Here is a 14,239-nt window from a genome sequence, read left to right on the forward strand (position 1 = left end):
GGCTTCCCGGCCTCCCGTCGGGCTTCCCCGGCCCCGTGGGAAGGGGCTCGGGGCCCCGGCCGGGCGGAGTGTGCGCTCGGTGCGTGTGCAATCGGTTTGGCAAGTCGAGCACCGGGCGGCGATAGTCTCCCGGTGACCTCAGCCGCCGACCTCCGCCGCCCCTCCCGCCGCCCTTCCTGGGCGGGCCGGAACTACACCCTGCTGACCGCCGCCGCGGTCGTCACCAACCTGGGCAGCCAGGGCGCCCTCATCGCCTCGGCGTTCGCGGTGCTCGACACGGGTGGCGACGGCGGTGACGTCGGCCTGGTGGCCGCGGCGCGGACCCTGCCGCTGGTGCTGTTCCTGCTGATCGGCGGGGCGGTCGCGGACCGGCTGCCGCGGCACCGGGTGATGGTCGCCGCCAACGCCCTCAACTGTGTGTCGCAGGCGGTGTTCGCCGTCCTGGTCATCTCCGGTGAGGTACGGCTGTGGCAGATGATGCTGCTGTCCGCGCTCGGCGGCGCCGGGCAGGCGTTCTTCAACCCGGCCGCCGAGGGCATGCTGATGTCCTCGGTCCGCGGTGAGCAGGCGAGCCGCGCGTTCGCGATGTTCCGGATGGCGATGCAGGGCGCGGGCCTCGGCGGCGCGGCCCTCGGCGGCGTCATGGTGGCCGTGATCGGGCCGGGCTGGGTGCTCGCCGTGGACGCGGTGGCGTTCGCCGTCGCCGGGGCCCTGCGCTCGTTCCTCGACGTCAGCCACATACCGCCGCGGGAGCCCGGCGGCGGCCTGTTCGCCGATCTGCGCGACGGCTGGCGCGAGTTCGTCGGACGGCCCTGGCTGTGGACGATCGTCGCGCAGTTCTCCGTGGTGGTCGCGGTCGTCGGAGCCGCCGACGCGGTCTACGGTCCGCTGGTCGCCCGGGACAGCCTCGGCGGTGCGGGGCCCTGGGGGCTGGCGCTCGGCGCGTTCGGCGCCGGGACCGTCGGCGGCGCGCTGCTCATGACCCGTTGGAAGCCCCGTCGCCTGCTGTTCGCGGGCACCCTGTGCGTCTTCCCGCTCGCGGCGCCCGCCGCCGCGCTCGCGGTCCCCGTACCGGTCGGACCGCTGTACGCCGTGATGTTCGTCAGCGGTCTGGCGATCGAGGTGTTCGGCGTGTCCTGGATGACGGCGCTCCACCAGGAGATCCCCGAGGACAAGCTCTCGCGGGTGTCGGCGTACGACTGGTTCGGCTCGATCGCGATGGTCCCCCTGGCCACGGCACTGGCGGGCCCCGCTGAGCAGGCCTTCGGCCGTACGCCCGCGCTGTGGGGCTGCGCGACGCTGGTCGTGGTGGTCACGGCCGCCGTGCTGTGCGTCCCGGACGTCCGGAATCTGACGCGGCGGACCCGGGCCGTGGCACAGGGCATCCCGGCGTCGGCTGACGCCGAGCTCGCGTCAGCCGATGCCGAAGGCTCCGTCGGGCGGCTCGGGTGACGCGACGGCGTCCTCGTCGCGCACCGGAGCGGCCCCACCGATGAAGGCCCGGAGCCCGGGCCCGTGTTCGACGCGTGCGGGAAAGGCGTCGGCGGCGGTACGGCGGGCCAGGGCGGCCGTGTCGAGCGGGCGGTGGGAGGCCACGAGCACCGCGTTCCCGAACCGCCGGCCACGCAGCACCCCGGGTTCGGCGATGAGGGCGATCTCCTCGAACACCGTCGAGAATGTGGCGAGTTGGGAGCGGAGAAAGGCGAACGGCGTCGCGTCCGCGAGGTTGGCGAGGTAGACCCCGTCGGGGCGCAGCACACGCTCGGCGGCGCTCGCGTAGGCGGTGGACGTCAGGTGCGCCGGTACGCGCGAGCCGCCGAAGACGTCCGCGATCAGGATGTCCGCGGAGTCGGCTGCGGCGGCTTCGATCCAGGTGCGGGCGTCGGCGCGGTGCAGCTCGATGCCCGCGTCGCCGGGCACCGGCAGGCACTCGCCGATCATGGCCAGCAGTCCCTGGTCCACCTCCACCACGTCCTGGCGTGAACCGGGCCGGGTGGCCGCGACGTAGCGGGGCAGAGTGAGCGCCCCGCCGCCGAGGTGCAGCACGTCCAGGGCGCGTCCCGGTTCCGTCACCGTGTCCAGCACATGCCCGAGGCGCCGCGTGTACTCGAATTCCAGATGCGTCGGCTCGTCCAGATCGACGTACGACTGGGGTGCGCCGTCCACGGTCAGCAGCCACGCCCGCTCGCGGTCCACGTCGGGCATCAGCTTGGCGGTCCCGTGATCCACGGCCCGCGTCACGGGTATCGGCTCGTCCACGGGTCCATTGTGCGGTACCCACAACGGCACGAACGGGTGCCCGCCCTCTCGGGGGCGGGCACCCGCGTCGCCGTACCGGGCCGGACGTCAGCCGACCGACGTCACCGTCCCCGCGCCGACCGTCCGGCCGCCCTCGCGGATCGCGAAGCCGAGGCCCGGCTCGAGCGGCACCTCGCGCCCGAGCTCGACCGTCATGGTGACGGTGTCGCCGGGCCGGGCGACGGCCCGCTCGCCGAGGTCGACGTCGCCGACCACGTCCGCGGTGCGGATGTAGAACTGCGGCCGGTACCCGGTGGAGACGGCCGTCGTACGACCGCCCTCGCGCGTCGACAGGACGTACACCCGCGCCGTGAAGCGACTGCTGGGTACGACACTGCCGGGCGCGGCGGCGATGTGTCCGCGGCGTACCGCGTCGCGGGGCACGCCGCGCAGCAGCAGCGCCACGTTGTCGCCGGCCTGCGCCTCCTCCATGGGCTTGCCGAAGGTCTCCAGGCCGGTGATCACGGTGTCGACGCCTGCGTCGAGCACCTCGACGCGGTCGCCGACGTGGATCGTGCCGCGCTCCACGGCACCGGTGACGACCGTTCCGCGTCCGGTGATGGTGAGCACGTTCTCGACCGGCATCAGGAACGGCGCGTCGAGATAGCGCTCGGGCATCGGCACATAGGTGTCCACCGCGTCGAGCAACGCGTCGATCGCCGCCGTCCATCGCGGGTCCCCCTCAAGGGCCTTGAGGCCGGACACCCGTACGACGGGTACCGAGTCACCCCCGTAGCCCTGCGAGGAGAGCAGCTCGCGGACCTCGAGCTCCACGAGGTCGGTGAGCTCCTCGTCGCCCGCGTCGGCCTTGTTGAGGGCGACGACGATGTGGTCGACGCCCACCTGCCGGGCGAGCAGCACGTGCTCGGCGGTCTGCGGCATGATCCCGTCCAGCGCGGACACGACGAGGATCGCCCCGTCCAGCTGGGCCGCGCCCGTGACCATGTTCTTGACGTAGTCGGCGTGGCCCGGCATGTCCACGTGCGCGTAGTGCCGGGTGTCGGTCTCGTACTCGACGTGCGCGATGTTGATGGTGATGCCGCGCGCGGCCTCCTCCGGCGCCCGGTCGATCCGGTCGAACGGTACGTAGCGGGTGGAGCCGCCGGAGCCGCGCTCGGCGAGAACCTTGGTGATGGCGGCGGTCAGGGTGGTCTTGCCGTGGTCGACGTGACCCATGGTGCCGATGTTCAGGTGCGGTTTGGTGCGCACGTAAGCCGTCTTGGGCATGGCTGTACCTCGAAGCCTCTTCAGTGTCAGCTGAGCTGAGTGATGGCCCCGGCGCGTACGGGCCGGGACGGGGACCCCCAGGACTTGCCGACCCTCCCCCTGCGGGGTCCGCCGGACAATCCGGGAAGGGTCAGCTTCGGGCGCCGTCGACGGCTGCCGTGATGATCGGGACGGCAGCCTTCGGCGCATCCGCGACTGCGGATGCTGCGAGGAGGAAGGCGTACCGGAACATGAGGAGATCATTGCCGACGCGTCTGCCCACGTCGAATGGTTTTCCGGGCCCCGTTGACCGGTGTGGTGCGGGCGGGGTCTCAGGGGGCCGAGGGTTCCGCGGGCAGGCCGCCGGCGGCCTCAGGGGCCGATGTTCTTGAGGGCCGCCGGCGGCCTCAGGGGCCGATGTTCTTGAGCGCCTCGCGCACGGACAGCGGCGCGAGTCCCTCCCGCTCCGCGGCGACGAAGTCCCGCACCGCCTGCGGGTCGGTCTTGGCGTACTCGCGCAGACACCATCCGATCGCTTTACGGATGAAGAAGTCGGGATGGCCGGACCGGAGGACGCAGTAGGCGAAGAGGCGCCCGGTGTCGGTGGCCTCCTTGTAGCGGAGCTGATGGAGCAGCGCGGTACGGGCGACCCACAGATCGTCGTCCTCGATCCAGGAGTCCATGTCGGTCCGCAGTTCCGGGTCGGCGGCCACCATGCCTCCCACCACATGCGCGGCGAGCGCGTCGACCGTGTCCCACCAGGAGACGGTGGTGACGAGGTGCCGGGCCACCGGCAGGAATCCCGGCGACAGGCGCTTCACATGGCGACGCAGGTAGTCGACGGCGAAGTAGTGGTACTCGCGTTCCGGCAGGTGCCAGCAGCGCAGCGCGACGGCCGTGCAGTCCGCCTCGCCGGGGCGGGCGGTGTCCACGAGCACGGTGCGGGACAGAGCGCGGCGCTCGGGCGTCGTCAGCCCGAGGAAGGGCGCGATGTCCTTCATGTACGCGCGCATCGACGCGGCCCGACGGGGGTCGGCGGCAGCCGGGTAGACGGCCGTGAGCCGGTCCAGCACGATGTCCGCGAGGGGGCTGTCCGGCACCTCGAACCGGGCACCTGACGTTCCGGAAGCTGTGACGCCCATGAGACGAACCATACGGCGATCACACACATACGTCGGTTAGTGTCACCGGATGCTCGATGCCACCACCCGCTCTGGGGGCACCGCCACGGCCACTCCCCAGGCCGCCGCCACGGAGCTCACCGTCGCCGCCGACCTGGTCGTCGCCTCGGAGATCGCCGTCGCCGCACCCGCAGACCCGACCGCCGCACGCACCGGCCCGGCCGGGCACTGCCTGAGAGCGCTGCTCTCGCCCTGGGCGCGGCTCTCCCTGCTGGTCGTGCTGCTCGCGGCGGCCGCGTCGAGCGTGCTGCTCTTCGAACCGCAGCGGCTGCTCGCCGACGGCTGGCCGCCCCAGCTCGGCGGCGCCGCGGCGGCCGTCGCGTTCGGCGTGGCGTACGGGCTGTGCACGGTCGCGTTCGTGCCCCGACCCCTGCTCAATCTGGCGGCCGGCGCTCTGTTCGGCTCCCAACTGGGCCTGGGCACAGCCCTGGTGGGCACGGTGCTCGGCGCCGGTGTCGCCTTCGGGCTCGGCCGGATCCTCGGGCAGGACGCGCTGCGGCCGCTGCTGCGGGCCCGCTGGCTGAAGGCGGCCGACGGTCAGCTCAGCCGGCACGGCTTCCGCTCGATGATGGCGGCCCGGCTGTTCCCCGGTGTGCCGTTCTGGGCGGCCAACTACTGCGCGGCCGTCTCCCGCATGGGCTGGCTGCCCTTCCTGCTCGCGACGGCGCTCGGCTCGATCCCGAACACCGCCGCGTACGCCGTCGCCGGCGCCCGTGCGTCGTCACCGACCTCCCCGGCCTTCCTGATCGCGATGGCCTTCATCGCGGTCCCCGCGGTGGTCGGAGCGGTGGTGGCCTGGCGCAAGCGCCACCACCTGCGCGGCCACTGAGACAGGACGGCCGCTACGGTCGCACGGCTTCCAGGATCATCGCGTTGGCCAGTCCGCCCGCCTCGCACATCGTCTGCAGCGCGTAGCGGGCCCCGCGGGCGCGCATCGCGTGGACAAGGGTCGTGGTGAGGCGGGTGCCGCTCGCTCCGAGCGGGTGGCCGATCGCGATCGCTCCGCCGTGCACGTTGACCTTGGACAGGTCCGCGCCGGTCTCCTGCTGCCAGGCGAGGACGACGGCGGCGAACGCCTCGTTCACCTCGAAGAGGTCGATGTCGCCGAGGTCCAGCCCGGCCTTGCGCAGCACTTTCTCGGTCGCCGGGACGACGCCGGTGAGCATCAGGAGCGGGTCCGAACCGGTGACGGCGAAGCTGTGCAGACGGGCGACGGGCCGCAGGCCGAGGCGGGCGGCGGTCTCGCTCGACGTGATGAGCACGGCGGACGCGCCGTCGTTGACCGGGCTCGCGTTCCCGGCCGTGACCGACCAGTCGATCTGCGGGAAGCGCTCGCCGAAGGCGGGGTCGTAGTAGGCGGGCTTCAGACCGGCGAGTATGTCCGGGGTGCTGCCGGGACGGACGCTCTCGTCCCGGGTGACGCCCTCCAGGGGCGCGACCTCGGCGTCGAACAGACCGCCGCTCCACGCCTCGGCGGCCTTCCGGTGCGAGTCCGCGGCGAAGGCGTCCATCCGCTCGCGGGTGATGCCCCACTTGGCGGCGATGAGTTCGGCACTGATGCCCTGCGGGACCAGGCCCTCGGGGTAGCGCTCGGCGACCCCGGGCCCGAAGGGGTCCGCGCCCGCCGGCACGTTGGACCACATCGGCACACGGCTCATCGATTCCACACCGCAGGCCACGACCATGTCGTACGCCCCCGACATGACGCCCTGCGCGGCGAAGTGCACGGCCTGCTGCGACGAGCCGCACTGGCGGTCCACCGTGGTCGCGGGCACCGACTCGGGAAATCCCGCGGAGAGCACGGCGTACCGGGTGGTGTTCATGGCCTGCTCGCCGACCTGGTCGACGGTGCCGCCGATGACGTCGTCGATCAGCGCCGGGTCGATCCCCGAGCGCTCGACGAGCGTGCGGAGGGTGTGGGCGAGGAGTTCCACCGGGTGGACGTGGGCGAGGGAGCCGTTCGGCTTGCCCTTGCCCACGGGGGTGCGTACGGCTTCGACGATCACGGCGTCACGCATAGGAGGCCTCTCAGATCTCTGAGGTCGGGGAACCGGCGACCGGACGGGTCCGGTCTTCGAACTCGGTGAGTTTGATTTTCCAACTCTCCAAGTGACCCAAGAGTAACCCAGTGAGTTGGAACATCCAACCCACCCCCGTAGACTGCTGCCATGAAGGACGCCCGCCCCTGCTCGATCGCCGCGACGCTCGCCCTCGTCGGCGAGAAGTACTCCCTGCTGGTCCTGCGCGAGGTGTCGCTCGGCGCCACGCGCTTCGACCAGCTGGTGCGCAACACCGGCGCCCCTCGTGACGTGCTGACGACCAGGCTGAGGCGCCTCGTCGACGCGGGGCTGCTGGAGAAGGCGGAGTACAGCGACCGCCCCAAGCGCTACGAGTACCGGCCCACCCGGGCGGGTCTCGAACTGGAACCCGTCCTGCTCACCCTCATGGCATGGGGCGACCGGCACCTCCAGGAGGGCGGCTTCCGGCCCATGGTGCTGGAGCACACCTGCGGCCACGAACTGGTCCCCCAGGTGGTCTGCCGGGAGTGCGGGGAGCAGGTCGAACACGACGCCCTCACGGCCCACCCCCAGGCCCCGGGCTGGACGGTGACGGGACCCGCGGTGACGTGACCCCCGGCACGGCGCCGGGACGCGAAGGCGGACCCGGAGGCTGACCCCGAGGCGGACCCGGAGCGATGCGTCCCCGTCTCGCGGGTGCGGCCGTACGCCCTGCTCGGCCTCCTCGTAGACGTCGAGCCGCCCACACATTCCGAACCGGCCTCGCGCACAAGGCCGTCCGGCCCGCACGACGGCGTCGGCCAGATGCGTGGCGTCGCCCCGCTCCAGCCGGCCGAGCTGGTCCGCCGTGGCAGCGGCGGCGGCCTCGGCGCCGCGCCGCCACCGCGCGCGCCACTCCGCGAGGCGTGGCCGCACCAGGGCCACGGCGGCCCGGTGGAACGCCGCGAGCGGCGCGGGTCCGTCCGCGTCGCACAGCGCGCGATATCCCTCCAGTGCGAGATCACGCCGGGCGCGGGCGAAACGTGCCTGCCCTTCCTCCGGCGCGTCCGCCGGAGCGGGGCCGGAGCCGGGCGACCCCGGCTTGGAGCTGAACCAGACCTTTGCGGGGCCTTGGCAGGAACCCGAGCCGGACCCTGGCCGGCAACGGACCACCCCCGAGGCTCTCCACCAGGGAAGACAATGCCCCGCACCGGGACGGCAGAGCGCTGCCCGGTCGGCTGCGAAACCCCTGTGACCGGGCTGTCGCACGCGGACGCTACGCTGCCCTCAACACCCGTGATCACCTCGCACCGCGATACGGCGTGCCCGTCGCCCCTTCCACGACCAGCACTTGGACCACGTAACTTCATGTCTTGGTTTGAATCCCTCATCCTCGGACTCGTCCAGGGGCTGACCGAATTTCTTCCCGTCTCCTCCAGCGCGCATCTGCGGCTGACCGCGGCGTTCGCGGGCTGGGAGGATCCCGGTGCGGCCTTCACCGCCATCACGCAGCTCGGCACGGAGGCCGCGGTGCTGATCTACTTCCGCAAGGACGTGGGAAGGATCCTGTCGGCGTGGTTCCGCTCGCTCACGAACAAGGCGATGCGCAGCAATCACGACGCCCAGATGGGCTGGCTGGTGATCGTCGGCTCGATTCCGATCGGCGTGCTCGGGATCACGCTCAAGGACCAGATCGAGGGGCCGTTCCGCGATCTGCGGGTCACCGCCACCATGTTGATCGTGGTGGGCATCGTCATAGGCATCGCCGACCGGCTCGCGGCACGCGACGAGTCGGGCGGGAAGCACCGGGCCGCCAAGCAGCGCAAGGTACTTGAGGATCTGAACACCCGGGACGGCCTGCTGTACGGCCTCTGCCAGGCGATGGCCCTGATCCCGGGCGTCTCCCGGTCCGGCGCGACCATCAGCGGCGGCCTCTTCATGGGCTACAGCCGTGCGGCGGCGGCCCGTTACTCCTTCCTCCTGGCCATGCCGGCCGTCCTCGCCTCCGGCACCTTCGAGCTCAAGGACGCGGCCGCGGAGGGCCATGTGTCCTGGGGCCCCACCATCTTCGCGACGATCATCGCTTTCGCCGTCGGTTACGCGGTGATCGCCTGGTTCATGAAGTTCATCTCGCACAAGAGCTTCATGCCGTTCGTCTGGTACCGGATCGCGCTCGGCATCGTCATCATCGCGCTCGTGAGCACGGATGTCCTCAGCCCGCACGCCGCCGAATCCGCCGGCTGAGGCCACTGTTCGGCCGCTCCCCTCCAGGGCTGGGTCGCGCGCCTGAACTCGCGCCGGGCCGCACGGTCAGGGAGCTGGATGGAGCGACTCGGGGGCCTGTTCTCCCAGTCGCCTCCCACTCGCGAGGGCGACCGTGTCCGTCGCCGAGCGGGGCGTGTCCAGTGCCCCGAGGACGCCGTCCCGTCCTACCGGGTCTGCGAGGCGTGGCTCAGCGAGAACGAGGATGCGGCGGGCCACCTCGCCGAGAACGCATACGACGACCACTGACCGCTCCGCCGTCGAGCTCGGCCCCTGGATTCGACGAGCCGGGCGAGTGGGTCGAGTGCCCCGCGCGGGCATCACTCCGGCGGGGCCCCAGCAGCAACAACCCGACTGGATCGCTGGGATGTTGGCCCCAGCCTACGAGCAGCCACTGACAACACGGAGTCGTCCCGGTCGCCGGCACCCGGCTCCTCGGGTCCGGTTGGAGTCCGCGCCGGTGGCCGGAACCGAGGGCTTGCCCAGCTCGGATGACGGTTGGGGTACGCCTAGTCACTGGTCGGGTGGCGAGCGGTGATGCCGGTCAGGACGAGATCGACGCCGGCGAGGAACTGCTCGCGGTCGTCGTGCTCGCGCAGCTGGTCCGCGACGGCCCGGGTGAACGGGTAGTCGTCGGGGTCGAGCGCCTCCCATGCCTTCGATACGGCGTCGAGGAACTCGGTGCGGCCCACGTCGGTCCCGAGAGTGCGGGCGCTCGCGGTGTTCGCGGCGTTCTGGCCGGCGGCGCCGAGAATGTAGTGCACCAATGCCGAGGTCGCCGTGAACCAACTGCCCCGGGGCACGCCCAGCGCGGGGACCCGCCGGCCGATGCTTTCGAAGATCCGTGGCGTCACCGAGCCCCAGGGGCTGCGGGAGAGGTGCGTCGAGAGCTGCGTGGCCAGCCACGGGTGTTCCTCGATCGCGTCGAACAGGCCGAGCGCGACGACGCGGATCTCGTCCCGCGGCGAGCCCGGAGACTCGGCGGGCTCGGCGGGCTCGACGGCCAGAGCGGCGGCCACGACCGCGTCGGTCGCGGCGTCGAGCAGCTCGCCCTTGTTCGCCACATGCCAATAGATCGCCCCGGGCCCGGTGGCGAGGCGTTCGGCCAGTGCCCGGAACGTCAGTCCACCCTCGCCGTCGCCGTCGAGCAGCTCGACGGCGGCCTCGACGATGCTCTCCCGCGAGAGCGCCTCCGTGCGCCGCTGTGCCCGGCGCGTTCGTGTTGCCATGTCTCCATCCTAGACACCTTGGAACATCGTTCCAGCTTGACAATGAATGGAATGCCGTTCCATCCTGAAGTGACTGGAACGACGTTCCAGACGGAGCCCGCCGGGTGAAGGTGTCCGCCCGACGGTCCGCGTTCAGGAAAGGAAGCACCATGACCACTCCCGTCGCGATCATCGGCGCCGGACTCGGCGGCCTAACCCTCGCCCGCGTCCTGCACGTCCACGGAATCCCGGCCACGGTCTACGAGGCGGAGACCTCTCCGACCGAGCGGCCGCAAGGCGGGATGCTCGACATCCACGACAACACCGGCCAACCGGCTCTCCAGGCGGCAGACCTGATGGACGAGTTCCGCGGCATCATCCTGGAGGGCCGCGAGGCGACACGGGTCCTCGCCCCGGACGGGACCGTTCTGTTCGACGACGACAGCACGCGCGGACGCCCCGAGGTGCTGCGCGGCGAGCTGCGACAGATCCTGCTCGACTCGCTCCCGGCCGGCACCGTCCGCTGGGGACACAAGGTCAGCGGCGTCCGCGTCCTCGGCGAGGGGCGCCACGAGGTGACCTTCGCCGACGGCGGCACCGCCGTCACGAGCCTGCTGGTCGGCGCGGACGGCGCGTGGTCACGGGTCCGGCCGCTGCTTTCCGACGCGGCACCCGAGTACATCGGCCGGTCGTTCATCGAGACCTACCTGTTCGACGGCGACACCCGGCACCCCGCCGCCGCGAAAGCGGTCGGCGGCGGGGCGCTGTTCGCGCTGGCGCCGGGGAAGGGGATCCAGGCCCACCGGGAGAGCGGCGGGACCCTCCACACCTACGTGGCGCTCTCCAAGCCGCAGGAATGGTTCGCCGGAATCGATTTCACCGATTCCGCCGCGGCCACCGCGCGGATCGCCCAGGAATTCGACGGCTGGGCACCGGAGCTCACCGCGCTCATCACCGACGGCGAGTCCGCACCGGTCCTGCGCACCCTCAACGCCCTGCCCGACGAGCACCGGTGGGACCGTGCGCCGGGGGTGACCCTGCTGGGCGACGCCGCCCACCTCTCGGCCCCGAACGGCGAGGGCGCCAACCTGGCCATGTACGACGGCGCCGAACTCGGCAAGGCCATCGCCGCGCACCCCGGCGATCTCGAGGCCGCGCTCACCGCGTACGAGCAGGACCTGTTCCCCCGCAGCGCCGCGGCCGCCACCGATGGCGCCGACCTCCACGAGCTCCTCTTCGGTGACGACGCTCCCCAGGGCCTGATCAGCATGTTCACCGGTCCCGAGCAGGCGCGATGAGCCATGCTCATGGCGTCTCACCGCGCTCCTGCGGAGGGGTGTCGCCGGTGGCGTAGGTGGCCAGGATCAGTCCCCCGGGGTGCTCCTCGTTGCGGACAAGGCGCCAGGTGTTGCCGCCTCCGTCGTCGATCGACTCGTCGTCACCGTGCCGCCACTGAGGCAGGACGTGCTCGTTCAGATGGGCGGCGAGCCGCCGCGCCACTTCGTCGATGTTCGCCGAGGTGACCTTGAGGCCCAGCTTGTGCCGGGCGTAGAGGTCCACGACCTTCCCCCCGACCGCGATGCCGAGATGCTTCGCCACTCCCTCGCGCTTCCAGGCGGGCATGCGGTTCGGTCCGCTGATGCGGGAGGCGACACCGGTCCGGTACTGGGCCCAGGTCCGTTCCATGTGCCGGGTGCAGTACCGGAGGATGTGGCTGCGGTCCTCGCTGATGAGCAGGCCGTAGCCGTGCTTCGGGAAGTAGACGCGCCAGGCGCCGGCCTCGTTCCGCTCCGTGGCCGCGTGGCTGGCCATGAGATCCTCGAACAGCGATCTGATCTGTGTCTCTGCGTTCTGCGGCTCCACCGCGTGGACCCTGGCGTAGGTGGCGACAGCCCCTGGCGTGACGTCGATCTCGTACGCCTCGTCGGAATCCATCCCCAAGGGGGCGGACGTCCAGTCCCCCGGTCCCCAGCGCCAGGCGGAGCGACGCGGCCCGGCCTCGGCGTCGGTGGTCGGCGGCTCGGGTGTCGTGTACCCCGCGCACTGTCCGCACCAGCCGTCGGCCCGGTTCGTGGCGTTGCCACACTTGACACCATCGGCGCCGTAGCGGACACACGCCCGCCTCGGCGGTGCTGGAGTGATCACTCGCCCCCCATTGATATCTCGTTACGCACCATCGCGACCCCAACCGAGGTTGCGCATAAGGAACGTTATGCCCCGGCGGTTGCGGGAAGGACAGCTTCGCCCGCCACCGTCGCCGGCGGCCGACCGGGACCGTGCACGACGGCACGGTTCCCCGGGGCGTAGAGCTCCGGCGCCCTCGACCACCGCTCCCGGCTCCGTCGGTGCGATGGCGCAGCTCCGGGGTGGCGGTCCGCTCCTTTCCGTGCCACGGGGGCGGCCGTGCCGGGCGGGCGACGCTCGGCGGGCGAGCCGGTTTACGCCCGGCATGCCGAGGGCGATGTACCAGGTGAGGGGGGTAGTAGGCCGTCTGGCCGAACATTTTCTGCCGACTGCGGTGGGACCGTTCTAGCGTGGTCTCCTCGACTGGAGGTGGTGCATGCCGAAGGAGCCAACGCTGGGCCGGTTGGGCATGGAAGCGCGCAGTGTGAAGTTCCCGGACGGCAGCCGCGGGATCATCCTGGTGAAGGCCGGGATCCCTCAGGATGAGGCGGATGCGCTGGCCGCGCGGGTGTGGGCGGAACGGCCGGAAGCGGGCACGCCGAAGGGCTGAGCCCGCAGCGGAAACCCCGGAGTGCTCCGGGCGGCAGCTACCGAGTGTCCGCGCGCCGCCGGCTCCACGTCGGCGTCGTCGAGCACCCCGGGCCGCCGCCCGGGGCAACCGAAGCCCCTGGGCGCGAAGTTGGACGGACGGCGAGGCGTCGTCGCGCGCGCCGTGACGAAGGGCATACGGCTTGAGTAGCCGTCCGGTAGCGCAGTGTCAGTCCTTGCCCCTAGGCTGGTGCGCATGTCCCCCGATTTCACTCCGTCTGGTTCCGTGCGGTCTGCCGCCGCGTTGAACGAACAGATCCGCGCCCTGTGGACGCGGGCGGGCGGCTCCCTGTCCGCACAGGAGCGCGCGGAGTACGAGCTGTTGGTCGTGAAATGGGCCGAGGCGATCCGCGGGGAGATCATCGAGGCGGCGTAGGTCCGTCTTCTTCAACGTCCGGGGTATCACGCAGGCCAGGCATCCCGGTACAACCACCCCACCGACAGGCCGACTTGGACGCCGGGAGAGCGGCCGGGGCTCACCGCCCGCCGGACACCCGCACCACCGCCCCCGTCGTGTACGACGCGTCGGGCGACATCAACCACGCGATGGCGGCGGCGATTTCCTCGGCCCGGCCGACGCGGCGCAGCGGAATCGACGAGGCGGCACGCTCGACGCGACCCGGGTCGCCCATGGTCGCGTGCATCTCGGTGCCGATCATGCCGGGAGCGACCGCGTTGACGCGGATGCCGTCGGGACCGAGTTCCTTGGCGAGTCCCGTGGTGAGCGCGTCGACGGCGGCCTTGCTCGCCGCGTAGTGCACGAACTCACCGGGACTGCCGAGCGTGGCGGCCGCCGAGGACACATTCACGATGGCCCCGCCTCCGAGGGCGGCCATGGAACGGGCCGCGCGACGCGAACACAGCAGCGTGCCCAGCAGGTTGACCTCGATCACGCGCCGCAGGTCGGCGGGGTCGGCGTCCGCGAGCCGTCCGAGCGGTCCGGTCACCCCGGCGTTGTTCACCAGCCCTGTCACCCGACCCAACCGGTCCCCGGCCGTGTCGAAGAGCCGCTCGACGTCGGCCTCGTCGGAGGTGTCCACGCGCACCGTGACACACTGCGCCCCGGCCGCGCGGACGGCGGTCGCGGTCCGCTCGGCGGCCTCGGCGTCGCTCACGTAGCCGACCACCACGTCATGCCCGTCCGCCGCGAGTCGGACACAAGCCGCCGCCCCGATCCCCCGGCTGCCACCCGTGACGATCGTGACCGGACGTGCCATAGGAGTCGACCGTTCACCTGCGGTGACGCCCCGCGGGCGTGAAAATCGGTACAGGGGCTGTCCGCCGACGCCGCTTGATGTTTGGGCCGTGAGCCCGC

At 71.8% G+C, this 14,239-nt stretch carries 15 protein-coding genes; 8 read left to right on the forward strand and 7 right to left on the reverse strand.

What is annotated here, in order from left to right:
* The first annotated feature begins 132 nt into the window (after positions 1-132).
* Complete coding sequence (locus ACWD68_RS17775; protein WP_451807351.1) at positions 133-1,452, forward strand: MFS transporter; 1,320 nt, start codon at positions 133-135, stop codon at positions 1,450-1,452.
* On the opposite strand, the gene ACWD68_RS17780 is transcribed toward ACWD68_RS17775, so the two are convergent.
* The 3 genes from ACWD68_RS17780 to ACWD68_RS17790 all read right to left on the reverse strand — a co-directional run bounded on the left by ACWD68_RS17780 (position 1,414) and on the right by ACWD68_RS17790 (position 4,646).
* Positions 1,414-2,259, reverse strand: a complete 846-nt coding sequence (locus ACWD68_RS17780; RefSeq protein ID WP_451807352.1) for a spermidine synthase — start codon at positions 2,257-2,259, stop codon at positions 1,414-1,416. The genes ACWD68_RS17775 and ACWD68_RS17780 overlap by 39 nt on opposite strands.
* A gap of 87 nt (positions 2,260-2,346) precedes the next feature.
* Entirely contained in the window at positions 2,347-3,525 is a 1,179-nt protein-coding gene (tuf, locus tag ACWD68_RS17785) for an elongation factor Tu (RefSeq protein WP_451807353.1), read from the reverse strand.
* 386 nt (positions 3,526-3,911) lie between these two features.
* Positions 3,912-4,646: a DNA alkylation repair protein gene (locus tag ACWD68_RS17790; RefSeq protein WP_451807354.1), complete on the reverse strand. Its 735-nt coding sequence runs from the start codon at positions 4,644-4,646 to the stop codon at positions 3,912-3,914.
* A 49-nt stretch (positions 4,647-4,695) separates the two neighbouring features.
* On the opposite strand from ACWD68_RS17790, the gene ACWD68_RS17795 reads away from it, so the two are divergent.
* On the forward strand, positions 4,696-5,514 hold the full coding sequence (locus tag ACWD68_RS17795) for a TVP38/TMEM64 family protein (protein ID WP_451807355.1): 819 nt from the start codon (positions 4,696-4,698) through the stop codon (positions 5,512-5,514).
* Positions 5,515-5,527: 13 nt separating this feature from the next.
* On the opposite strand, the gene ACWD68_RS17800 is transcribed toward ACWD68_RS17795, so the two are convergent.
* The gene (locus ACWD68_RS17800) at positions 5,528-6,703 is read right to left on the reverse strand and encodes a thiolase family protein (protein WP_451807356.1); all 1,176 of its coding nucleotides are present in this window, start codon (positions 6,701-6,703) and stop codon (positions 5,528-5,530) included.
* A 150-nt stretch (positions 6,704-6,853) separates the two neighbouring features.
* On the opposite strand from ACWD68_RS17800, the gene ACWD68_RS17805 reads away from it, so the two are divergent.
* From ACWD68_RS17805 to ACWD68_RS17815, 3 genes are all read left to right on the forward strand, one after another.
* A complete protein-coding gene (locus tag ACWD68_RS17805) occupies positions 6,854-7,315 on the forward strand; it encodes a winged helix-turn-helix transcriptional regulator (RefSeq protein ID WP_451807357.1) in 462 nt (153 codons plus the stop codon).
* A gap of 735 nt (positions 7,316-8,050) precedes the next feature.
* Positions 8,051-8,926: an undecaprenyl-diphosphate phosphatase gene (locus tag ACWD68_RS17810; RefSeq protein ID WP_451807358.1), complete on the forward strand. Its 876-nt coding sequence runs from the start codon at positions 8,051-8,053 to the stop codon at positions 8,924-8,926.
* A 78-nt stretch (positions 8,927-9,004) separates the two neighbouring features.
* Positions 9,005-9,193, forward strand: coding sequence for a hypothetical protein (locus ACWD68_RS17815; RefSeq protein WP_451807359.1), 189 nt, complete (start codon positions 9,005-9,007; stop codon positions 9,191-9,193).
* A 260-nt stretch (positions 9,194-9,453) separates the two neighbouring features.
* On the opposite strand, the gene ACWD68_RS17820 is transcribed toward ACWD68_RS17815, so the two are convergent.
* Entirely contained in the window at positions 9,454-10,173 is a 720-nt protein-coding gene (locus tag ACWD68_RS17820) for a TetR/AcrR family transcriptional regulator (protein WP_451807360.1), read from the reverse strand.
* A gap of 149 nt (positions 10,174-10,322) precedes the next feature.
* Between ACWD68_RS17820 and ACWD68_RS17825 the strand changes: the two genes are divergently transcribed.
* Positions 10,323-11,450, forward strand: coding sequence for an FAD-dependent oxidoreductase (locus ACWD68_RS17825; RefSeq protein WP_451807361.1), 1,128 nt, complete (start codon positions 10,323-10,325; stop codon positions 11,448-11,450).
* A 7-nt stretch (positions 11,451-11,457) separates the two neighbouring features.
* Here ACWD68_RS17825 and ACWD68_RS17830 read toward each other — a convergent pair whose 3' ends face one another.
* A complete protein-coding gene (locus ACWD68_RS17830; protein WP_451807362.1) occupies positions 11,458-12,297 on the reverse strand; it encodes a hypothetical protein in 840 nt (279 codons plus the stop codon).
* A 415-nt stretch (positions 12,298-12,712) separates the two neighbouring features.
* On the opposite strand from ACWD68_RS17830, the gene ACWD68_RS17835 reads away from it, so the two are divergent.
* Positions 12,713-12,886: a hypothetical protein gene (locus ACWD68_RS17835; RefSeq protein ID WP_451807363.1), complete on the forward strand. Its 174-nt coding sequence runs from the start codon at positions 12,713-12,715 to the stop codon at positions 12,884-12,886.
* Between the two features lie 234 nt (positions 12,887-13,120).
* Positions 13,121-13,300, forward strand: a complete 180-nt coding sequence (locus tag ACWD68_RS17840) for a hypothetical protein (RefSeq protein WP_266756208.1) — start codon at positions 13,121-13,123, stop codon at positions 13,298-13,300.
* Positions 13,301-13,400: 100 nt separating this feature from the next.
* On the opposite strand, the gene ACWD68_RS17845 is transcribed toward ACWD68_RS17840, so the two are convergent.
* Entirely contained in the window at positions 13,401-14,141 is a 741-nt protein-coding gene (locus tag ACWD68_RS17845; RefSeq protein WP_451807364.1) for an SDR family NAD(P)-dependent oxidoreductase, read from the reverse strand.
* Positions 14,142-14,239: the final 98 nt, after the last annotated feature.

The organism is Streptomyces sp. NPDC005141 (assembly GCF_053599975.1).